The sequence below is a fragment of the Legionella cherrii genome, from assembly GCF_900635815.1.
Lineage (GTDB): Bacteria > Pseudomonadota > Gammaproteobacteria > Legionellales > Legionellaceae > Legionella > Legionella cherrii.
On the sequence record NZ_LR134173.1, the window covers coordinates 543,258 to 564,981 of the forward strand.

Consider the following 21,724-nt stretch of genomic DNA (forward strand, 5'->3'; position numbering starts at 1 on the left):
TAACTGTTTACTAAAAACACCAACAACCTTGGCTTGAATCAAAAAAATCTATATCTGTGACTATAGACTTAAGCTTATCCTTTACATGTTTTTTGAATTTTTGCTCATCATCATCTTGGTAAACAGACACAGCTATGCTTTCAATAGTTTTTTTTGCAACCTTATTTTCTAATTTTTTCCTTTCTTTTTGGATATTTTGGATCCTTTCTAATATATGATAATCCTCACTAGAGAGGCTCCACCCATAAAAAACTAACTTTTGTCCAATTTCTTCAAATCCTTTCTCATATACGGTTCTCAAATAATGGCTTTCATAAATCCGATTCTTTTTTTCGTTATAAGCGCCCTCTGATACAAATACAGGTTCAAGATTTTTATTTTTCCAGGTTTTAATTATCGCTTTTAAGTGCATTTCATTATCTGAGACTATTTTTAAATCAATCTCATTTAAGTGCTTTTGCTTTACCCTGGCTAAAGTTAAATTTCCATGAGGATAAAATATTAAAATAGCTTTTTCTTGACCAGCGGTTGGTTTTTTTAAAAAGCTCCAATCGGAGTTAAATAAGTTAAAATTAGTATCAGTCAACTTTTCCCAAAAGCAATCTTTAAAAATAGTTCCTTCCCGGTTACCTATTGCAATTACCCAATAAAGTATAAGGTCATAATTTAGTGAGTATACGATATTAAAACTCTTTAAAAAGTTTGATGCATTTTGTAGTTTTTCTATAAATACCTCATCGTCTCTATCATATTGAATATGGGCAGCTCTGACAGTTTTTATTAAGGCACTTCTACACAGTGAATAATTTTCATCAACTATATTCGTATTTCCTTGAAGTAAATTTAATACTTCTTTTGCTTGCCACAGTTTATATAAGACAATCTCAAAATTTTGCGTGCCAAATTTCCCGAATAAATTACGTAGTTTGGGGTTGATATATTTATTATCATTCGCCACTTCATATAGTTTGGTATATGCGAACATATCACTGAATGCAATGCTCGCTCCATTCCCTAAAATAAGAGAAGCTCCTTCATATTTCTGACTTATATCATTCCATTGCTTTATCATAATCTTACTCTTTTCCATATGAGTGACAATTTAAGCATACAAAATGCACAAATAATATTCAAATATTATGGTTTTCGATTTTTCCCTTTCTGCTTTAATCCATAAATTTTCCGTCGCACATTGTTATCAGGTTGGAGTCTTTGCCGCTCCAGCTGATCATGTGCATTATCCTGCAATAGCACTTGACCTCCTCCGGTGAGCTGAACCAGATCGCATTTGGACAAGTTTCGCAAGCTGTTGTGATCTTTGGCTGGCGAGCCTTGTCTAATGCTAAAAGAGTTGGACTTTGTGCTCCGGTGCTTTCCATTTCCATTGGCTGTTCCAGCAGCCGCATGGCTTCCTGGATCTCTCCTTCGATGGTTTTGTCGGTTTGATCTTGATTGTTCATGAGATTTCTCCTTTTCTAAATTTAATTTTTGGCGTTGGTTTTCCAAATCCAAATCAGCAAAAGTGATTGGTATTTGATATTGAATAACAATTTGCAAGATAATCTTTTTAAATTGTGGAGACCCGCTCACACAAATACTGTCACCATAGCGCCGCCTTGCCATTTCCAAGGCTCTTTTAAGGACAGGGATAGAACCACCTTTAGAAATTACAATTTCTTTTCCATTGTCTCTGATAACAGCGTTATCCTTTTTATAAATCTCAGTACCCTCTTTAGTAAGAGAGTCGATTTGTCCAAAATTAAAAGAAGAAAAAGCTGAGTCTGTGCCTGATATCGTGTAATTACTGTTGTTTTTTCGATTGCGATAACGCATTGCCATTAAAGCCTTCTGGTCACCACTTTGCGCTTTGTTTTGCAGCCAATCAGCCCAGGTCTTATTTTGATAATTTTCCATTAAACTGTGTCGAGCATGCGTATAATTTTTCCTGATGTTCTCAATGTCGTGCAGGAGAGTTTTGCTAATTTGCTGATAAAGAAACTTCTTGCTCATCTTTGAAAGGTTCATTAACTTTAAAGCGGTTCGTTTCATTCGTCCTCGTTTTTTGGCCTTATCAATCAATTTGGCTTTGGCTTCTCGCAAGTATTTTAGTTTTGCTGAACGTACATTTTGGCTTTGTGTTTTTTCATGCTGGTATTGAGCATAGAGTTCACTACTGATAAACGTTTTGTTTAGTGGTTCATACCGATAAACATTGGATGATGATAAATTAGTTATTGAAAACAATGGTTCAAATTTACCAAGCCTTGATTCAAGACGCTGTTTAGAAAAATTTCTGGATACAGAACTTGCTTTGACTGCAAGACCATCTTCATCACAAAAAATAAAGCCATTAGCCCTGATTTGTATTCTCATATGGTGCTTCGCTAAAACCTTATGTAAGTCGCTCCAATTTTGGGCCGTTTCGATTTGTTCTTTACAATTGCGCTTCATCCAGTTAATCAGGCTCTCAATTCCTGAATGTTGCTCCATATCGTCAGCAAGATTTTCTGAACGACTTTTACGAGTTTGATGATTGGTTATTTTAAGACCTAATTCAATTTCGAGACTGGATGCAATATCGGAAAAAGTTTTATATGCCCTGCAGGGTTCAATCATATTAAAGGTTTTGGGATGAATTTTATTAATCGCAACATGAATATGAAGATTATCTGTGTCATGATGAACAACAGAAATTCTTTGGTGTTCTTTAAATCCAATCGACGATGCCACTTTGAGTTCAATTTCTTGTAAAACTTGTAGTGAAGGGTTTTCTCCTGGAGCGAAAGAAATGAGCATATGGTATGTTTTATCACCAGTCGCTCTCTGGTTCTTGGCTTGTGTTGCCAAAACCTCCTGAACAGCCCAAATGGGATCGAGACTATTGCAGTTTGTTAGTCTGACTTTACCTACACGCTCTTCTTTGTTTTGTTTATTACACAGATATTGGACAAGCCCCGAAAAACTGCTAAGTCTTGTTTTCTTCATAGGAATATGGCGAATAATCATAGTTTTTTCACCACTTCAAACATTGCATCCTGCGTGGTTTGAATACGACTTAACAATGTTCTTATTGTTTGGAGGTCAAAGTGCGCAACACGGTTATCTTGAGTCAGCCATAGTTTTAACAGTCCGCCAAGCCGTCCTAAGTCTCCATTGATTTTGGCCAGCTGTAGTATGTAATCCTTATCAACACTACTTTGAATTTGATAACCGAGGCTAATTCGTCTTAAGTATTCGGCAATTGAAAGGCCAGCAGTAGCCGCATTCGATTTAATTTGAATTTCTTCGGAAGGTAAAACAGGTACGCGAAGATGACGACCATTCTTTCTGGTAGGTGTTTTAAGTTTCTCGTCCATAAGGATGCCGACCTCTTAATTAAGTGGTTATGCAATCCTTTGAGTATCGATTTGATCTCAAAACACAGTTCTTTCGTTGAGCACCGAAGGTGCGAATAAGACTCGTGAGGTTGGTAGCCAGCTTGCTGGTTAGCTAACTTCACCTATCTTGCCCTGCTTTTTAAGTTCATTTAATTTCATAGTATCAGGTAATTTTATGTAATTTCAAGGTTATTTTTGAAAAGCCCTATTAATTACGGATAAATTACATATATGTCTGTTTAAGAAGATGTTTAATTACGACAAAAGGAAAGAAAATAGCATAGGCTATTGCCGAGCAGCGCAATAGTTTGTACCATCAGAGAGAACAATAATAATTGACGGTATGACATGGGAAGCTCCCTCAGCGAACGAATCGCAGCAAAGCAGATGGAAAGAAAAGTCTCTGATAAATCTGTAAATAAAGCCGCTTTTCTTGCGCTAAAAAAAGATATCGCTTCAGCGCTAACTGATGGCTGGTCCATAAAGCTTGTCTGGGAAACCTTAGTTGAAGAAGGCAAAATCTCATTTTCATATAAAACATTTTGTGGCTATGTAGCACGTTTGATTGCTGCTGAAAAAAAGCCATCTAGTCAGGAGAACACCAAGGAAGATGAACAGGCTAAAAGTAAAGCAAAAACCGAAATTCGCGGTTTTATTTTTAATCCAAAACCCAACCTGGAGGAACTCTTGTAATGGCAAAAATTCATATCACACTGCAAGGCAAAGGCGGTGTCGGCAAATCATTTATTTCAGCAACAACAGCACAATACAAATATCACAAAGGCCAAACCCCATTGTGCATTGACACCGACCCCATCAATTCAACCTTTCATGGCTTTAACGCTCTCAATGTCGACCATATTCAAGTCATGAGTGGCGATGAAATCAACCCCAGGCTATTCGATATTCTCATCGAAAAAATTGCCTCAACTACTAATGATGTAGTCATTGACAACGGTGCCAGTTCTTTTGTACCGCTATCTCATTACCTCATCAGCAATCAAGTTCCAGCTTTGTTAAAGGAATTAGATCATGAAATGGTTATTCATACTGTTATCACCGGCGGCCAGGCCTTATTCGATACCATTAATGGCTTTGCTCAGCTGATTAACCAGTTTGCAAATGAAGCACAGTTTGTCGTCTGGCTCAATCCCTATTGGGGAGCTATAGAGCATGAAGGTAAGACATTCGAACAACTAAAGGCTTACCGCGATAACAAGGACAACATATCAGCCTTAATTCAAATTCCTGATCTAAAAAAAGAAACCTATGGTCGTGATCTAACCGATATGCTGCAACAAAAACTGACCTTCGGTGAAGTACTAGGTATGCCAGATAAGAGCATTATGACCCGTCAACGGTTAAAAATCGTTCGTGATCAACTGTTTGGGCAGCTAGATAACGCCAGGGTGATCTAATGAATGATAAATTTGATACAGTTATGCAGGAGATCGCTGTCAAACATGGGGTAGTTTTAAGCAAGGATGATCCAATTCTCATCCTGCAGACCATGAACGATAGATTGATTGAAGAAACCCAACAGGCACAAGCGGCCGTGTTGGCTCAGTTCAGAGAGGAAATAGAGAGTATTTCCTCTCAATGGAAAGATGATGCCAGGGAAAAAGCTGAAAAGATACTCAATATGGCTTTAGCCAGCAGTAAAGAAGCCATGACTCGTTTGTTGCAGGAGGCCACAAATGAATCAGTATCGATAATTAAAAAAGTAATTTCTGATTCAGTAGCAGAGGTTCATGATATGGCAAAGCAAACAAAAAATTATAGTCTGCTGGCCTTATTTGGATCAGCGTTGGTTGTATCTTATGTATTTTTAGCTCTATTTTTAATTTAGCACTGGAATTTGATTTAAGGTTTATGGCACAAATGCCATTTATTACATATTCGCAGGGCGATTTCATCAAAGTTTAAAATCCAACCACTTTTTTGGTATATTGAACAGAAAGAGCGGCTCTCATCCTTTTTAAAGCGATTCCATCGGTATTTGTTTTCTCATCAGTTAACAGTTTAAGCACTATTTTTCTCATAATGCTTAAATTTCTATCTGCATAGCCGCGATAAATGGGGCACTGATCTTCGTTCATTCCCACATCCAACTTGTAATGCAAGCCATTTTCAATTTGCCAATGCTGCCGAATAGCCTCTGGAATTTTCCTATAATTCTTGTAATGCATCGAGGTGATGTAATAACGAGTTGCCATCTCAACTTCGCCAGTAGGTAAATGACGCTCTGACTCCACACGAATATAGGCACTTAAATCCTTCCATTGGTGACTATAGGTGGGTAAATACATTGCTGGCAATAGGGTATATTTCCGGTGTTCGATACGGCTATGGTCATAATCGTTGGACTCCTTTTCCTTATACACCATCGCCTTATAATCTAATTCATCTGCTTTATTAAAAAGAGTGTTCACTTTTTTATATAAACGACCATGATTTTTTTTCAGGGCAAGCAGATAGTGGGCTTCTTTCAAACGGATTAATTTTGCAATACCTTTTTGTGTCCCCATAGCATCTATTGTTATTACTTTATCTTTGATATTAAGTGTCTTTAATAAAAGAGGAATTCCCTTTATTTCATTCGATTTATCAGGCGTCACAGTACTTCCCAATACTGTAGCCAAGCGAGAGCTATAGGCATTTATCAGATGCGTTGCTTTCTTATTACTTCGTTTATGACTGGAGCCTCGTGTGGTTTTTCCATCAATAGCAATAACATCATCCGTAAATAAAGCACAGATTCCTCCTACCCACTCGTGTAAACAGCGTTCAAACTCGATGGGGTCAATTAAAGAGAATACTCGGGCAAGAGTTTGATGACTAGGGACTCCTTCGCTTAGATCTATCCATCGGCTTAACCAGCGTTTACGGGTCTTTGCTAATAACTCCATGGCCTTCCACCCATCACAACCGCAAACCAGCCCACAAAGCACTATCACTAGAATGCTTAATAATGAATAAGTACAACGTCCACCAACTCGCGGATCTTTTATTGTGAGAAAGCAATTAAATAAATATTGATTTTTTCCAAATTTACACGTACTTTGCATGATAATCAGGCTCCTTCTTAAGATTTTAATAATCTACGCCTCGAAACGTAGGTGCCTGATTTTAATCACTTTTAATATATAGCTTCTATATCTTTATAAAAAAAATCCTGAACTTCTCCAGATGGTCGTTTAATTTTTATACTTTGATGAAATCGCCCCTGACATATTCGTCTATTTCAGATGGAAGAACATGCAATCTAATATTTGCTCATCTTCCGCAAGATGCCAAAGAATATTCCAAAGATCTAGATATTTTTATTAACCATGTGTAGCGACAATTATTTTTGCGTTTAGAGGACAGCAATAAATTAAGCTAAAATAAGCCTTTCTGCAGGAACAGAAGTGTACATCAATTAAACTAAATTTGTCTCTATTTTTCGTTATTAATTTATTAGTGATGGGGAGTAATAATTGGGGATTTTCAGGATTTAATTTTATAGGACCTAAGGCCAACTCTTTCCTGATCTATAGGGAAGAGTTGGCCTTAGGTTGACAAGCCTTCACAGAAGGCGCGTCAGTCGGCGTTGATGGGCTCTACTTTATTCCTCTTGGCGCACTCACTACGGTAACTCGATGTATTGAGTTCAAGGATCACTGCATGATGCACAAGCCTATCAATGGCGGCATTCGTAGTCATTTCATCTTTAAAGATGGAGTTCCATTTTGAGAATGGCAAATTACTGGTAATCAATAAACTGCGCATCTCATAACGTGCGGCCATCAGCGTGAATAGTACATCGGTTTCATGACGCTCAAAAGGGACATAAGAGATATCATCAATAATGAGCAACTCAAATCGGTCTAACTTTTTGATGAACTGCTCTAACTTCAATACCTGCTTCGCTTGCAGCAGTTGCTGGACAAGACTCGCTGCAGTGTAAAAACAAACTCGTCTTCCGGACAAACACCATTCACGTGCAAGCCCTATACTTAAGTGGGTTTTTCCAGTACCTGGGTTTCCAAAAATTAATACATTGCCGTATCGGTCAATAAACTCCCCTTCGGCCAATTGAATAATTTGGCTTGGCGCAAGCCCAGGAATACGAGTCATATCAAAATCAGACAGTAACTTGTCGCGCGGTAATTGAGCTGATTTGACGAGCTTATCTATCTTTTTTTGCATGCGATAATCGCTTTCTCTTTGCAGAATTTCATAAAAGAATTCAACATGAGACAGTTTTTCTTTCTCACAACGCTGTGCCACCTCCAGATAATCTTTAAGGCAAATAGGTAATTTTAAATTGGACAGCAGTTGATTTAAATTATGAGTTAAATTCAAATTGATGTTCATGCTTAGTGACTCCTGTAGGAGGTCAATAAGTTGTCATAATCAGCCAGGTTTGGCTCCATGACGTGAACAGCTCTTTTCTCTTTTTGGTAGACATCGATTAACTCCTTAACCCGTTCCAGAAGAGGGATTTCGCGTGCCTCAAGCAATAACTCAAGGGCAAGAGCAACTTGCTGTTCTGATTGAATTTTTGCTAACTGCAGAATCTTTAAATAGACTCTATCAGCACTAGCTGGCCGCTTGTTGCAAAGCTCATCATAAGCCTTACGAAAGCAGCTCCTGGGGAAAAAGGCTCCTTGGTAACGATAATTAGCAAAAGCAGATGGCTTTCGAACTAAAGCATCAATAAGGTGTCTGTAGTTAATCCCTTCAAGCCCATCACCATAGTTTCTTGGCATGACCTGCAGTTGTTTGTTGCCATAGAACAAGATGATTTCTTCAGGATAAATATAAGCTTTTAATGTATAGTGAATTAGCCTGCTGGGGACGCTATAAGGCTTATCCAGAAGCTGGATAATGCTGCCTGAGCTCACGCGTGCAGTAACAATTTCAGGTGAATTCCATTTTCTATCAGGAAGCTCTTGCAGTAGCTCCTCTTCTTGCTCAAACTGAGCCATCCGGTATTTGTTGCGCCCATCAACTATTTTCTGCAAAAACTCAATATAATCTTTTTGAGTTAGGAAATCACGAGAGCCACGCACCATCAAGGTCTGGTCAATCGCGTTTTTCAACAAATCATGGCTTTTTTCTATAGAGCCATTTTCATGGCTTACTCCAGGATTATTAGTAGTTGGTTTGATTTGGTAATGAGCCATAACCATTTGCCAACGCTCGGTGAACTCGCGCCTACTCCCCATCGCTTTAGTTGCTGCAGTGAGGTTATCTGTACGATGCTCACCGGCGACATAACCTAGTTCCCATACTGCCTTTTCAAAACCACTGACTAAACTTTCAAAGCTTTCGCTGAAACATACTTTAATCGACTCCCAGCGTGAATACGTCAGGATAAAATGAAAAAGGAGGTGCTTAAATGGTTGGCCATTAATGGTGATGTTAAGTGAGTTCATGCACGTAAAATCAGACTGGCTTTGCTTACCTGGTTGAATATGTTGCCTGAAAATAACCGCTTGTTCGGCTCCAAAGGCAGCCCGCCAATCGCGAACCCGTCGTTGCAATGTACGTAAATGGCTTTGATTATATTGTTCTGGGGCACGTGCCATAAGATAATTAAGCAGTGTCTTGGCTTCTAGCCCTGGTGCACCCTCCAGCATTTTTGCAAGCTCATCCCAAACATCAGAGAACGCATCAACTCGGGTTTTCCAAGTATGTGGCTTGCTCATCTCTGACGGCAGTTGACCACTCTTAATATATTTCCTTGCTGTATTAGCTGACATTCCTGATTTTGCGGCAGATACTTCCTGGTTATGTTTTTTTAGTTTTTTCATGAGTAATTTTACCTGCTGATTGGTTATTGTCATTCGCCAAGAAGTCCCTTTGTCGATTTTTAAAAAAGACAATCTAATCAACTAATAATAGGTGACTAATAGAACTTTTGACTAACCAGCAGAAAAGGGAATTTTAAGGGGGTATTTTTGCTTCCGAAAAAACGCAATTTTAATTGTCGCTACACAAACCACCCAGATTTCAAAAAACGGCTGGAAGTTTTAATTTACTCTCAAAGTGATTGTTGCATTTTGAGAAAAGATCTTACGGATGCTCACAGCAGTACTATTACTCGATGATCGACATTTTTTATATTGACATTCGCTCTAATCCCCACTCAAGCAGATTTTTGGTATTTTAAACTTTCAGAAGGTCCTAATTTTCCCAAGTCTCTACCACTCATATGTTTCGCTGATTGTCGCAAGGGAATAACTTCAGCAACCTTTGCAGAAATAGAATTAATGAGAGGATTCGCTTTATCAGATGATACCAAGGATTGAATGGACTCTTATTACAGCGTTGATTCTTTCTAAGTCTCGCAGACTACCTACAGTTAATGCAGGTAGCTTGTTATCTACCAAGGCTTTCTGTTGTGGATGTAAGAGTAGGCAGTGGTCAGACAACAGGCTCAGTATCAGGCCTTGGCTTGATCCATCTTCACCTTGCTGCTTGGCTAACTGGCACCACCCTTCATACCCCTTCCAGTCTTGAATAAAAACCTCTGCGAGCCAACGAAGAGTATATGCTGAAGCAATATCAGTCAATCTCCAGGTCAAATCCGAAGCAACTAAATAGCGGTAATTTTCTTCACCTTCATATTTGATGGCTACGATATAGCGTTTACAACCGTGAGCTTTAAGAAGTAGCCGAGCTCCATCTAGAGTAACTAACTGGTTTACCGTACCTCGAATAGCCATTTCTCGACAAGTACCATATGAGTAGCGCTTAAAATATTCTGCAATGGTAATCAACTTGCCGCGAGTTTTTATTTTTTGATTGTGTCTTACCTGAGAAATAACTTGTACACCCCATTGAGCACAAGCCTTGCAGAAGAATGTACTTGAGCCATAAAGAGCATCTGCAAGAATACATTGGATTTTTATTTGGGGAAAAGACTTCCTAAATTCGAATAGTAGATTCAGTGCAATTTGGGCCTTAGTTGGATATTTTTCATAGTTAGGGGTAGGCTTTTCCTCTCTTTGGTGTTTAGGTACTCCATTTTTCTTTTGTATGTTGTATGTCTTACGCCAGGAGGACATTTCTGGTTGAGGTTCATAAAATCCAAAACCTACGGGCATGGTCACTTTCTCTGTTATCAAAAGTAAAAGAACCAGTTCTTGGCCATTAAAATAGCCGCCTGTGCTTTTATCTTTAGTTTTATGTGTTTTGCTAATCATCTTGGTATGCTTGCACCGTTTGTTTGCCGTATCATCAATCGCTAAAACACCATAGGTTATCCCATAACGAGACAGTATCATTTGGATACTAGATTGGAGCAAAGTTGACCAGCTTATTTTGGCTCGTCTAAACATCTTTGAAAGAGCACTGGCCTTGTATCCTCCAATTGTCATTCGTTCTATGCGTTGCCAGCAAACCGAGTTTGTAATTAAAATACCCGTCAAACATAAAGCAAGCCAACCCCTTTGGGTAAGCGTAAGCTTTTTTCCATAGTGAGTATTTAGGGATTCATTGAGTTGCTCAATAAATTCTTGGCATAACGATAACGGCTTTAGACAAAACATCCTGTAACTACTGCTTATTTTTTAAAGGGCTTGAAATCTAGCCTAGTTCTAAGTCATGAGCAAGGTCTAGTATGTGTCAACATAAAAAATGTCGATCATCGAGTAATAGAGTCCATTCAATCCGTGGTATCATCTGATAAAGCGAATCCTCTCATTAATTCTATTTCTGCAAAGGTTGCTGAAGTTATTCCCTTGCGACAATCAGCCAAACATATGAGTGGTAGAGACTTGGGAAAATTAGGACCTTCTGAAAGTTTAAAATACCAAAAATCTGCTTGAGTGGGGATTAGAGCGAATGTCAATATAAAAAATGTCGATCATCGAGTATTAAAGAGATAGTTGATTTTTATCGTTAACTCTATTTCAATCGGTTCCCGCATAATGAATTAATTTTTATCCAATTTTTTGGGGCGCCATTGGGGCATTAAATTAAAATTTGGGGCTTTTTTGGGACATTTTGTAGACAATGATAGACCATGAAATACAACATAAAAATCAATGAAAACCCGCGCAATGCATTGATTTTATTGGGTTTATGATGGTCTTTGGTGGTCAGAAATGGTTTGAATAATTGGTGGAGGCGGCGGGAATCGAACCCGCGTCCGCAAATCCTCTGCCTTCAGCTCTACATGCGTAGCCGTGTCTTTTGATTTAACTGTGCATTCTCCGACGGGCAGGATACTACACAGCGATTCCCTGAATTTCGCATCTTAATACGGGATGGATTAAGACACTAGCTTATCTCTTATGACCGTTGATTCGATACCGATAAGCGGGCTCGGTCGAACGGGATACTGGGTTTATTGGCCAGTACACAGTGATGGTTTAACTAAAGTGCTTATTAGGCAGCGATAGCTTCCCCACCAGCAAAGTTTTCATCGTTTGCATTTATATTTAGTTGAGTCTGATTTACGAGAGTTCTCATTCTCGGCATGCACCTCTGGTTTTGCAACCCACGTCGAAGCCAGGTCGCCCCCAATCTGTACATTTTAAGTATAACATAAAATGGTCGCAGATGAGCAGCTTTTCTTGTGAAAATTCATTGTGATTTAGAAAGGTTCCTGGGCTAAAGCCTCGCTTTCGCCCAGTGTCTCATTACCCCTGAATGCCATTGTGGCGTAGCAACGCATCCACTGTTGCAGGACGTCCTCTGAACTCTTTATAAGCCTCAGCGGCTTTCTTCGAACTGCCTGCTTCTAATATGTAATGCAGGAAATCATGCCCTGTTTTGGAGTTTAATACGCCTTCTTCTTCAAAACGGGAAAAAGCATCGCTGGATAAAACTTCGGCCCAACTGTAACTGTAGTAGCCTGCAGCATATCCCCCACCAAAGATATGGCTAAAGCTCTGGGGAAAACGATTGTAAGGAACCACAGGAACCACACAGGTTTTAGAACGTACATCAGCCAGAATGTCATCAACCAATGATTTACGATTCGGAACATATTCCTGATGAATACGAAAATCAAATACTGAAAACTCCATCTGCCGTAACATGGCCATAGCGGATTGGAAATTTTTGGCGGCAATCAGACGTTCAAAAAGTGAATCAGGGAGTGGCTCCCCAGTATCCACATGTGCAGTTAAAGCAGCCAAGCCGCTTTTCTCCCAACACCAGTTTTCAAAAAATTGGCTGGGTAATTCCACTGCATCCCATTCCACGCCATTAATGCCTGAGGCGCCGAGATAATCGACCTGAGTTAAAATGTGATGCAAGCAATGACCAAATTCGTGGAATAAAGTCACCACCTCTTCATGGGAGAGCATCGCAGGCTTATTGGCTGATGCCTTGGCAAAATTACACGTTAATGTCGCAATGGGTAACTGGACGGTACCATCTTCCAACCTTCTGCGGCTTTGTAATGAATCCATCCATGCGCCACTGTGTTTGTTGGGTCTGGCAAATAAATCGGTAAACACATAACCACGAACATTGTTGTGTTCGTCGACCACGCAATAGCATTGTACGTCTTTATGCCATATATCAACGCCCTTTATTTCTTCAATCGACATCCCGTAGAGCTTTTTAACTAAATCAAATAGTCCCTGCATGACTTTGGGTTGAGGGAAATAGGGACGCAAATCTTCCTGTGAGAGAGTAAATAAAGCTTGTCTGCGTTTTTCAGACAAATACCCTATATCCCAAGGCTTGACCGGATTGAGCTGATATTTTTCTGCGGCAAATTGTTCCAACTGTTTAAACTCAGTTGTTGCCTGGGTATGTATTCTGCCCACCAAATCGTCCATAAAATCGCGCACTTGCTGGGTTGATTCGGCCATTTTTGTTGCGATTGATAGTTCTGCATAATTATTAAAACCCAACAACTTGGCCTTTTCATCGCGTAATGCCAAAATTTCCTGAATCAAGGGCGTATTGTCATAAGTACCCGCATGTGGGCCCTGATCTGAGGCTCTGGTAATATAAGCTTGGTACATTTCTTCACGTAATGCGCGATCTTCCGCATAGGTCATCACGGCTTGATAACAGGGGTACTCCAAGGTCAGCACATGTCCTTTGAGGCCTTTTTCTGCGGCAACTTCTTTCGCAGTATGTAACGCATGCTCTGGTAGTCCTGCCAAACGTGCGGGGTCTTTAATATGTAACGTAAAAGCTTGAGTTGCATCCAAAATATTGTGTTCAAATTGATTGGTCAGATCGTCAAGACGTGTCTGAATTGCTTCAAATCGTTTTTTATGTTCTTTATCCAAAGCAACGCCCGATAATTCAAAATCACGCAAACTATCAGCAATTATTTTTTGCTGCACTGGATTCAAAGTATGGAGATCGATTGATTTAATGGCTTCATACAAGTCATGGTTATGACCCATTGCAGACTCATAAGCTGAGAGTAAGGGCAAACAGGCATCATAGCATTGACGCAACTCAGGAGAGTCCATCACACCATGCAAATGAGACAGCGGAGACCAAAAACGTTCCAGCTCATCAGCCATATCATCTAAAGGGTACATTAAATTGTCCCAGGTATAATGAGGATTTTCTTTGAGCAAACGGTCAACCTGCTCCAAATGCTTTTTTAAGATGGCATCAAGATGCGATTGAAAGTGATTCACATCAAGATGGCTAAATTGGGGTAATCCGACTGGCGCTGACATGCTTTACCTTTGAAAATGAATACAAGACCTAAAGCATAACATTCAATTAATAAAGGCTCTATACCCAAAATGAGATCATTGATGGAGCCGCGGGGCGTGCAGCCAAAACCGCGACCTTTCTATAAGGGCTGATTATTGAAGACAACAAGATGATTCATCCAGTTGCATCTCGTCTTCTTCATCAGAAATCTTATCTAACTCTATGATTGCTGGTTCTTTATTGCCGAAAAATCCCAGCTTTGATAATGCGGATTGGCGATCGATTGTATCTTTGGGGCGACTCTCGTTAATCGAGTCGATTAGAGCAAAATTAACAAAACAAATCACCACCAGGGCAATGGCACCAAGGACAGGAATAATGGGATTTGCTGCAAAAATGGGAAGCGCACAACACATAGCCAGGAAAATGAGCGTGGTCGTCGTTAAATGCGAGCCAAGTCGAAATTGCTCAAATGCAATTTGCTTGTCTATTGCTTGAAGGTGTTCTTTTATTGCTCTTTGCTCTTTTAGACTCGATGTCGTGCTTAACATGGTTGTATAGTGCGACCGTAGCTCAAATAAACGACTCAACTCAATATACGCTCGAGTCAACGACATGATGATGTCAAAAGCAAAAGCAGCAAGCGACAAATAAAAAGCAAATGGCGCCAAGGCGCCCACTAAATAATAACAATTAATAAATCCGGCGCTAAACCAAACAATATCATTACCTAATTCAAACCACCGACGTTTTATTTGCGCATTGAAACGAACAGTCCAACCCAAAGCTTCCTCTTCCTCCTCCATCCACCAACCCGGCACCGTATGTTTGAACACCACGAAGAAGTTGACCAATAAACGGGGTAGAAAGAAAATCCACGCTATTTGCGCAAGAATAGGGTCCAGAACATTATCCATTACACTGACAAAATGAAGGTATGACTCTGATTTGGATATCCGGGAGATAAAATCTAAAGCACGTTTCGTACGTGTGAATAACAATCGAAACGGATTTGTCTCGACCGTCATATTGCGTATTTCTTGAGTAAACGAAAACTCGTCGAGTGCTTTAGGTTTTTTAGGGAAATTGGGTATTAACTGTGCGAGTAATTCACAATATAAATTTTGTTGCTGACGTAAGCGCGCCACTTCTCTTGGCACGATCAAATAGTGCGCGTAGATATGCTCCAAAAGTTCAGCCATCATCAATGCGGCAATCAGCTGCTCTTTGAGTTCCTCTCGATCGATTGGCGTCTCAGACTCAAACTTGGCATTTAGTTGTTGCCCCAAAAGACTATATTCCAGGTTGAGTACCAAATGAAGAGGGACTATCTTACGATAAAAATCAGGACCTAACTTTTTAATGCTTTCTGTGAAGGTCCAATTCATAGGATTTTGCGCAGCCTGTGAGAAAGGAAGTTCAGAGAAGGTTTCTGCTAAAAAAGTTTCATGTAAATGTCGAATAAGTGGGGTCATGATGTCCTAAAATGAATTTTGGGATATCAAATGAACAATCTTATACTGCTCACTTGCTTATTGTCTATTAATAAATTCAAAAGTAAAAAAATAGGTCTGATTATATATAAATTTATACAAAAAGAAAATTTATGAACATTAGTCATACGGCTTGTTGTTTCTGTCAATCGATTCAGTACGCCTGGACTGGTTTTTATCACCCCAAAAATATCCATCAGCTATCTTATCGATCTATAATATAGTTACACAAATTTATCGTTTTGGCATGCTCATTAAACACGGAAATAGAACAAAATTAAGTCTTTTTGCAAAATAATGATCAAAAATGCACTTATTTTCTTGCTGATTCATGTCTTCTGAGCGACAATATCACACCGAGTTAAGCACGAAGAGTACCCATGAATCTTTCCAAAGAATTAGCTAATGCCATTCGCATTTTAAGTGTAGACGCCGTAGAACAAGCTCAATCAGGACATCCAGGAATGCCTTTAGGCATGGCAGACATAGCCACTGTTTTATGGAAGAAGTTTTTAAAGCACAATCCCCAAAATCCTCATTGGTTTAATCGCGATCGTTTTGTATTGTCCAATGGGCATGGATCCATGCTGCTTTATTCATTACTTCACCTCACTGGCTATAAGCTTTCTTTAGAAGACTTGAAGCAGTTCCGTCAATTAAATTCGAAAACCCCTGGGCACCCAGAATTCGGCCATACGCCTGGAGTAGAAACAACTACAGGTCCTTTAGGACAAGGCTTGGCAAATGCAGTAGGCATGGCTCTGGCAGAGCAGGTGCTCGCAACACACTTTAATCGCGATGATTTTAATCTCGTGGATCACTATACCTATACTTTTACTGGCGATGGATGTCTTATGGAAGGCATTTCGCACGAAGCGTGTTCGCTCGCAGGCACTTTAGGTTTAGGAAAGCTCATCGTTTTCTATGACGACAATGGAATTTCGATTGATGGTAAAGTTGAATCTTGGTTTACTGATAATACAGCCCAACGTTTTAAAGCCTATCATTGGCAAGTTATCGAAGCGGTAGACGGCCATGATATGGATGCTATTGAGCAAGCCATCCTTAAAGCACAGGCCAATACTACACAACCCACCCTGATTATCTGCAAAACCGTAATTGGACTCGGTTCCTCGGTAGCAGGGAGTGAAAAAGCGCATGGATCTGCGCTAGGTGCAAAAGACGTTGCCAATGTTCGTGAATTTTTTAACTGGGACTACGAGCCTTTTGTCATCCCTGATACCATTTATCAGCAATGGAATCACATAGAACAAGGGGAAAAAGAAGAGCAACAATGGCTCATGCAACTGAATCAATACCAGCAAAAATACCCACAAGACCACTATGAATTTTTACGTCGCATCAATGGCGATCTGCCTGATGATTGGCAAAGTTACAGCGATGCATTTCTTGAGCAGTGCCGCAGCAATGACAAAGCCATCGCCACCCGTAAATCATCACAACAATGCATTGAACATTTTGCCCGCTTACTGCCTGAAATGCTCGGTGGTTCAGCAGACTTAACTGGATCCAATAATACCGATTGGTCCGGCAGCAAAGCCATCACTGCCGAAGACTTTTCAGGTAATTACCTATATTATGGCGTTCGCGAATTCGGTATGGCCGCAATAATGAATGGCCTGGCAGTCCATGGTGGATTTATTCCTTATGGTGGAACATTCCTGGTTTTTGCGGACTATGCACGCAATGCCGTACGTTTAAGTGCCTTAATGCAGCAACGTATCATTTATGTCTTTACTCATGATTCAATTGGGTTAGGTGAAGATGGTCCAACCCATCAACCAGTAGAACATGCATCCATGCTGCGTATGACTCCAGGTATGCGTGTTTGGCGTCCCGCAGATTTAATGGAAACAGCCGTTGCATGGAAACTCGCTTTGGAGCATCATAATGGGCCGACATCCTTGCTGCTTTCAAGGCAAAATCTTCCTGCATTGCCTCATGGAGCAACAGCGGCTGAGTTAATTAAAAAAGGAGGTTATATCATTCTGGATTGTGATGGAACTCCTGATGCCATCTTAATCGGAACAGGCTCGGAGGTTCAGCTCGCACTTGCTGCTGCAGAGCAGGTGAAAACACGAGGACTTAAGGTGAGGGTAGTCTCTATGCCTTGTGCGGAACTATTCTTGGAGCAAGATCAAAGTTATAAAGAACATGTTTTGCCTCAAAATATTCAAACCCGCATCGCAATTGAAGCGGCCAGTTCTGCTTATTGGTATCAATTTGTTGGTTTACAAGGTGCAGTCATCGGCCTGGATCGTTTTGGCGTATCTGCCCCTGCTGCCCAAGCCTATCAATATCTGGGTATTACTGTAGAACGAATAATTAAGACATTAGAAACATTAGTAGTAAAAAACTAAAATAGGATGAAACAATTTGTAGTCTAGATAAAGCAAAGAAGCATTCCCTCCCCCACTTTTGGGAGAGGGGTTGAGTGAGGCCTTTGGGCACCTTCTACCCACGGGGAGAGGGGAAATTCCTGAGCTTAATGGCGTTAGAGCTACGAATTAGATACTTAACTTGAGATAAAGGGTCTGCTTACCATTTGCTAGATTGTAAACAGACTCCACTAAAATTGGAGAGAAGTAATATGACAATACGTGTCGCGATTAACGGCTACGGTCGCATTGGCCGTTGTATCTTAAGAGCAATTTTTGAATCAAAAAAACAAAATGAATTTGAAATTGTTGCAATCAATGATTTATCTGCGATTGATACTACAGCACATCTGACCCGTTATGATACAACACATGGTCGTTTCGCATCCGATGTAAGTGTTGAAGGCGACATGCTGGTAATCGATGGTCATGCGATTAAAATCATTGCCGAACGCAATCCGCTGAATTTGCCGTGGAAAGAGTTAAACATTGATTTAGTTTTAGAGTGCACTGGCTTTTTTACCGAGCGCGAAAAAGCAATGCAGCATATTACAGCTGGTGCGAAAAAAGTATTGATTTCTGCCCCAGGAAAAAATGTGGATGCGACCATAGTTTATGGAGTAAACCACCATACACTCAAAGCCTCTGATCTCATCGTTTCTAATGCTTCATGCACCACAAACTGTTTAGCTCCAGTGGTGAAACCATTAAATGATGCTTTAGGCATTGAAGCAGGTTTATTAAATACCGTGCATGCCTACACCAATGATCAAATGCTTTTAGACGGAAGCCATGAAGATCTTCGTCGCGCTCGTGCAGCAGCCCACTCCATTATTCCAACCAAAACAGGTGCCGCCGCAGCAGTAGGATTGGTATTGCCTGAATTAGCAGGAAAACTGGATGGTTTTGCGATGCGTGTACCAGTTCTTAACGTATCTGTTATTGATTTAACTTTTACAGCAAAACGTGAAACCACTGCAAAAGAAGTCAACGATATTGTACGCCAAGCAAAAAGCCGCATCTTACAAATCAATGATGATCCTTTAGTTTCCTGTGATTTTAATCATAATCCTGCATCAGCTATTTTTGACACTACTCAAACTAAAGTATTTGGTAAACTAGTTAAAATTGTAGCCTGGTATGACAATGAATGGGGCTTTTCTAATCGTATGCTTGATACAGCTCAGCAAATGATGAGTTGCTAGAACCCCAGTTTGGAGATAACTGATGAATCTGATACAAATGCGCGATATAGACCTGTCAGGAAAACGGGTACTAATTCGTGAAGATCTGAATGTTCCAATCAAAGAGGGGATTATTACCAGTGACCAACGATTACAGGCAGCGCTTCCTACGCTTCAAGCTGCTTTAGATGCTGGTGCTGCAGTTATCGTCTTATCTCATTTGGGACGTCCTGAAGAAGGAAAATTCGAACGACGTTTTTCGATGGCGCCCATTGCAGAATATTTGCAGGACCATTTGGATTATCCTGTTCGTTTTGTAAGTGATTACCTCAATGGAGTGGAAGCCAAACCAGGTGAATTAGTCGTTTGCGAAAACGTACGCTTTAATGTTGGCGAAAAAAACAATGAAGAACAGCTGGCAAGGAAACTTGCCAATCTATGTGATGTTTTTGTCATGGATGCCTTTGGAACAGCGCATCGAGCGCAAGCCTCGACTTACGGTGTCGCTCAATATGCACCAATTGCAGTGGCAGGCCCCTTATTAGTGAGGGAACTCGATGCTTTGAACAAGGCACTTGCCGCCCCCAAAAAACCCATAGTGGCAATTGTCGGTGGCGCGAAAGTTTCCACGAAGCTCAGTTTGTTACGCCAATTAGTCACCCTTGTTGATTATTTAATCCCTGGCGGTGGAATTGCCAATACATTCCTTAAAGCCCAAGGATTTGAAATTGGTGTTTCTCTCTATGAACAGAATTTATTGGATGAAGCACGTGAAATTCTCCAGCTTGCTAAAGAGAAAGGGTGTCATATCCCCTTGCCCACTGATGTGGTAGTCGGCAAATCCTTTAGTGAACATTGCCCAGCCTATAATAAATCACTGCAAAATGTCGCTACAGACGACATGATTCTCGATATTGGTCCGATGACCGTGAGTGAGTACGTTGATATTATTAATCAGGCTAAAACCATCATTTGGAATGGTCCTGTTGGAGTTTTTGAATTTGCACAGTTTGCTTATGGAACCCGGGCCTTAGCTATTGCTATTGCTGAAAGCGATGCCTTTTCAATTGCCGGTGGTGGCGATACGCTTGCAGCAATCGATCTCTATGATTTGAACCAGCAAATTTCTTATGTTTCCACAGGGGGTGGGGCGTTTCTTGAGTGTTTGGAAGGAAAGACCTTGCCCGCTGTTGCCATTTTGCAGGAGCGTGCACAAGATGTTAAGACAAACTAAAATTGTTGCCACATTAGGACCATCGAGTAGCGATCCAATCACACTCCGTGCCATGTTAACCGCTGGTGTTGACGTGGTACGAATTAACTTCTCCCATGCCGATTCCTCTGCAATGCAGCTTATTGCCCTGGTTCGAGGAATTGCGGAAGAGTTAAATTGCCCCGTGGCAGTCATGGCCGATTTGCAAGGGCCAAAAATTCGCATTGGCCGTTTCCAAAATAAATCGATCGCTTTGATTGAAGGTCAAGCCTTCACTTTGGATTGCGATGCCCCAGAACTTTTAGGGACTCATGATGAAGTATCCGTAGCTTACCCCAGTCTAGCTCGGGAACTGGCCCCAGGAGATCATTTATTGCTTAATGATGGCTTGATTGAATTAGAAGTCAAAACCATTACAGGCTCTAAAATTCACTGTATCGTCATTGAAGGGGGTACTCTGAGTGATCTTAAAGGACTAAACAGAAAAGGGGGTGGCCTGGCAGCCAGAACCATGACGGATAAAGACAAACGTGATTTACATACAGCCATTGAAGCGGAGGTAGATTACATCAGTTTGTCCTTTGTAAAAGATGCCGAAGACATTCGCCATACCCGTGCCCTCATCACTGAATTTGGTAAAAAAATACCGATTATCGCAAAAATCGAACGGACAGAGGCGCTGGAATTCCTAACTGAAATTATTCAGGAAGCCGATGCAATCATGGTTGCACGAGGTGATCTAGGCGTTGAAGTAGGTGCTGCAGAAGTCCCTGCAATTCAAAAACATATTATTGGTGAAGCCCGTCGATTGGATAAAGTGGTCATCACCGCAACCCAAATGATGGAATCGATGATTAGCCATCCTCAACCCACTCGGGCGGAAGTATCTGATGTTGCCAATGCCATATTGGATGGAACTGATGCGGTGATGTTGTCTGCAGAAACTGCCAGTGGTCAATTCCCCGTGAAAGTTCTCACCATGGTCAATAAGATCTGCCTCAGTGCTGAAAAGCATGCAAATTTTTACTATCATAGTAGCGAGGAAACCTGTCATTACCAACGTGCCGATCAAGCAATTGCGATGGCAACAATGCATGCGGCGAATCATTTCCCTATCCAAGCCATTATTACTTTGACTGAATCAGGTGATACCGCATTATGGATATCAAGACAACAAAGCGCCGTTCCTATTATTGCCGTATCTGCGAATAAGAGAACTATAGGCCGCTTATGCCTTGTTCATAATGTGTTTCCAGTGTTTATGGATTACCATCAATTCGCTTCTGAAACCTTAAATCAACAAGTACTTGCAGAGTTAATCAAGTCAGGTCATCTGGAGAAAGAAGGCTTTGTATTATTAACACGTGGTCGGGTAATTGGTTCAGCAGGCGGTACAAACAGTATGGAGATTATTCGGGTTTAG

The 21,724-nt window shown here is 40.6% G+C and carries 16 protein-coding genes and 1 other RNA gene; 7 read left to right on the forward strand and 10 right to left on the reverse strand.

Annotated features, from left to right (window positions below; translation table 11 throughout):
* Window positions 1–10: 10 nt before the first annotated feature.
* From EL022_RS02325 to traJ, 3 genes are all read right to left on the reverse strand, one after another.
* The gene (locus EL022_RS02325; protein ID WP_028381607.1) at window positions 11–1,072 is read right to left on the reverse strand and encodes a DUF4917 family protein; all 1,062 of its coding nucleotides are present in this window, start codon (window positions 1,070–1,072) and stop codon (window positions 11–13) included.
* A 65-nt stretch (window positions 1,073–1,137) separates the two neighbouring features.
* Complete coding sequence (gene traI / locus EL022_RS02330) at window positions 1,138–3,006, reverse strand: TraI/MobA(P) family conjugative relaxase (protein ID WP_028381606.1); 1,869 nt, start codon at window positions 3,004–3,006, stop codon at window positions 1,138–1,140.
* Window positions 3,003–3,356 (reverse strand): conjugal transfer transcriptional regulator TraJ, encoded by a 354-nt coding sequence (gene traJ / locus EL022_RS02335; RefSeq protein ID WP_028381605.1) that lies wholly within the window; start codon window positions 3,354–3,356, stop codon window positions 3,003–3,005. Before traJ ends, traI begins: the two co-directional genes overlap by 4 nt.
* Before the next feature lie 369 nt (window positions 3,357–3,725).
* On the opposite strand from traJ, the gene EL022_RS02340 reads away from it, so the two are divergent.
* From EL022_RS02340 to EL022_RS02350, 3 genes are read left to right on the forward strand one after another with little or no spacing between them, the layout of a single operon-like run.
* Entirely contained in the window at window positions 3,726–4,070 is a 345-nt protein-coding gene (locus EL022_RS02340) for a TraK family protein (RefSeq protein WP_028381604.1), read from the forward strand.
* Entirely contained in the window at window positions 4,070–4,795 is a 726-nt protein-coding gene (locus tag EL022_RS02345; RefSeq protein WP_028381603.1) for an ArsA-related P-loop ATPase, read from the forward strand. Before EL022_RS02340 ends, EL022_RS02345 begins: the two co-directional genes overlap by 1 nt.
* Entirely contained in the window at window positions 4,795–5,226 is a 432-nt protein-coding gene (locus EL022_RS02350) for a conjugal transfer protein TraM (protein ID WP_028381602.1), read from the forward strand. The genes EL022_RS02345 and EL022_RS02350 overlap by 1 nt, the downstream gene beginning before the upstream one ends.
* Before the next feature lie 73 nt (window positions 5,227–5,299).
* Here the strand turns inward: EL022_RS02350 and EL022_RS02355 are convergent, their stop codons facing one another.
* The 7 genes from EL022_RS02355 to EL022_RS02385 form a co-directional block, all read right to left on the reverse strand.
* The gene (locus EL022_RS02355; protein ID WP_028381601.1) at window positions 5,300–6,448 is read right to left on the reverse strand and encodes an ISAs1 family transposase; all 1,149 of its coding nucleotides are present in this window, start codon (window positions 6,446–6,448) and stop codon (window positions 5,300–5,302) included.
* A gap of 511 nt (window positions 6,449–6,959) precedes the next feature.
* On the reverse strand, window positions 6,960–7,736 hold the full coding sequence (istB, locus tag EL022_RS02360; protein WP_035901146.1) for an IS21-like element helper ATPase IstB: 777 nt from the start codon (window positions 7,734–7,736) through the stop codon (window positions 6,960–6,962).
* 2 nt (window positions 7,737–7,738) lie between these two features.
* A complete protein-coding gene (istA, locus tag EL022_RS02365) occupies window positions 7,739–9,211 on the reverse strand; it encodes an IS21 family transposase (RefSeq protein WP_051544491.1) in 1,473 nt (490 codons plus the stop codon).
* A gap of 444 nt (window positions 9,212–9,655) precedes the next feature.
* On the reverse strand, window positions 9,656–10,918 hold the full coding sequence (locus EL022_RS02370) for a transposase (RefSeq protein ID WP_051544477.1): 1,263 nt from the start codon (window positions 10,916–10,918) through the stop codon (window positions 9,656–9,658).
* A 572-nt stretch (window positions 10,919–11,490) separates the two neighbouring features.
* Window positions 11,491–11,895: a transfer-messenger RNA gene (gene ssrA, locus EL022_RS02375) on the reverse strand.
* A 118-nt stretch (window positions 11,896–12,013) separates the two neighbouring features.
* Entirely contained in the window at window positions 12,014–14,032 is a 2,019-nt protein-coding gene (locus EL022_RS02380; RefSeq protein WP_028381599.1) for a M3 family metallopeptidase, read from the reverse strand.
* Between the two features lie 132 nt (window positions 14,033–14,164).
* Window positions 14,165–15,487 (reverse strand): hypothetical protein, encoded by a 1,323-nt coding sequence (locus EL022_RS02385; protein ID WP_028381598.1) that lies wholly within the window; start codon window positions 15,485–15,487, stop codon window positions 14,165–14,167.
* Between the two features lie 398 nt (window positions 15,488–15,885).
* On the opposite strand from EL022_RS02385, the gene tkt reads away from it, so the two are divergent.
* The 4 genes from tkt (at window position 15,886) to pyk (ending at window position 21,724) form a co-directional block, all read left to right on the forward strand.
* Window positions 15,886–17,886, forward strand: coding sequence for a transketolase (gene tkt, locus EL022_RS02390; RefSeq protein WP_028381597.1), 2,001 nt, complete (start codon window positions 15,886–15,888; stop codon window positions 17,884–17,886).
* Window positions 17,887–18,116: 230 nt separating this feature from the next.
* Window positions 18,117–19,109 carry a type I glyceraldehyde-3-phosphate dehydrogenase gene (gap, locus tag EL022_RS02395; protein WP_028381596.1) on the forward strand — a complete coding sequence of 331 codons (993 nt, stop codon included), beginning with the start codon at window positions 18,117–18,119 and terminating at the stop codon, window positions 19,107–19,109.
* A 22-nt stretch (window positions 19,110–19,131) separates the two neighbouring features.
* The gene (locus EL022_RS02400; protein WP_028381595.1) at window positions 19,132–20,322 is read left to right on the forward strand and encodes a phosphoglycerate kinase; all 1,191 of its coding nucleotides are present in this window, start codon (window positions 19,132–19,134) and stop codon (window positions 20,320–20,322) included.
* Window positions 20,306–21,724 (forward strand): pyruvate kinase, encoded by a 1,419-nt coding sequence (gene pyk / locus EL022_RS02405; RefSeq protein WP_028381594.1) that lies wholly within the window; start codon window positions 20,306–20,308, stop codon window positions 21,722–21,724. Before EL022_RS02400 ends, pyk begins: the two co-directional genes overlap by 17 nt.

Coding starts and splice junctions, on each gene's coding strand:
- EL022_RS02325 (WP_028381607.1), bottom strand. CDS start 1,072: ATGATAAAGCAATGGAATGATATAAGTCAGAAATATGAAGGAGCTTCT.
- traI (WP_028381606.1), bottom strand. CDS start 3,006: ATGATTATTCGCCATATTCCTATGAAGAAAACAAGACTTAGCAGTTTT.
- traJ (WP_028381605.1), bottom strand. CDS start 3,356: ATGGACGAGAAACTTAAAACACCTACCAGAAAGAATGGTCGTCATCTT.
- EL022_RS02340 (WP_028381604.1), top strand. CDS start 3,726: ATGGGAAGCTCCCTCAGCGAACGAATCGCAGCAAAGCAGATGGAAAGA.
- EL022_RS02345 (WP_028381603.1), top strand. CDS start 4,070: ATGGCAAAAATTCATATCACACTGCAAGGCAAAGGCGGTGTCGGCAAA.
- EL022_RS02350 (WP_028381602.1), top strand. CDS start 4,795: ATGAATGATAAATTTGATACAGTTATGCAGGAGATCGCTGTCAAACAT.
- istB (WP_035901146.1), bottom strand. CDS start 7,736: ATGAACATCAATTTGAATTTAACTCATAATTTAAATCAACTGCTGTCC.
- istA (WP_051544491.1), bottom strand. CDS start 9,211: ATGACAATAACCAATCAGCAGGTAAAATTACTCATGAAAAAACTAAAA.
- EL022_RS02370 (WP_051544477.1), bottom strand. CDS start 10,918: ATGTTTTGTCTAAAGCCGTTATCGTTATGCCAAGAATTTATTGAGCAA.
- EL022_RS02380 (WP_028381599.1), bottom strand. CDS start 14,032: ATGTCAGCGCCAGTCGGATTACCCCAATTTAGCCATCTTGATGTGAAT.
- EL022_RS02385 (WP_028381598.1), bottom strand. CDS start 15,487: ATGACCCCACTTATTCGACATTTACATGAAACTTTTTTAGCAGAAACC.
- tkt (WP_028381597.1), top strand. CDS start 15,886: ATGAATCTTTCCAAAGAATTAGCTAATGCCATTCGCATTTTAAGTGTA.
- gap (WP_028381596.1), top strand. CDS start 18,117: ATGACAATACGTGTCGCGATTAACGGCTACGGTCGCATTGGCCGTTGT.
- EL022_RS02400 (WP_028381595.1), top strand. CDS start 19,132: ATGAATCTGATACAAATGCGCGATATAGACCTGTCAGGAAAACGGGTA.
- pyk (WP_028381594.1), top strand. CDS start 20,306: ATGTTAAGACAAACTAAAATTGTTGCCACATTAGGACCATCGAGTAGC.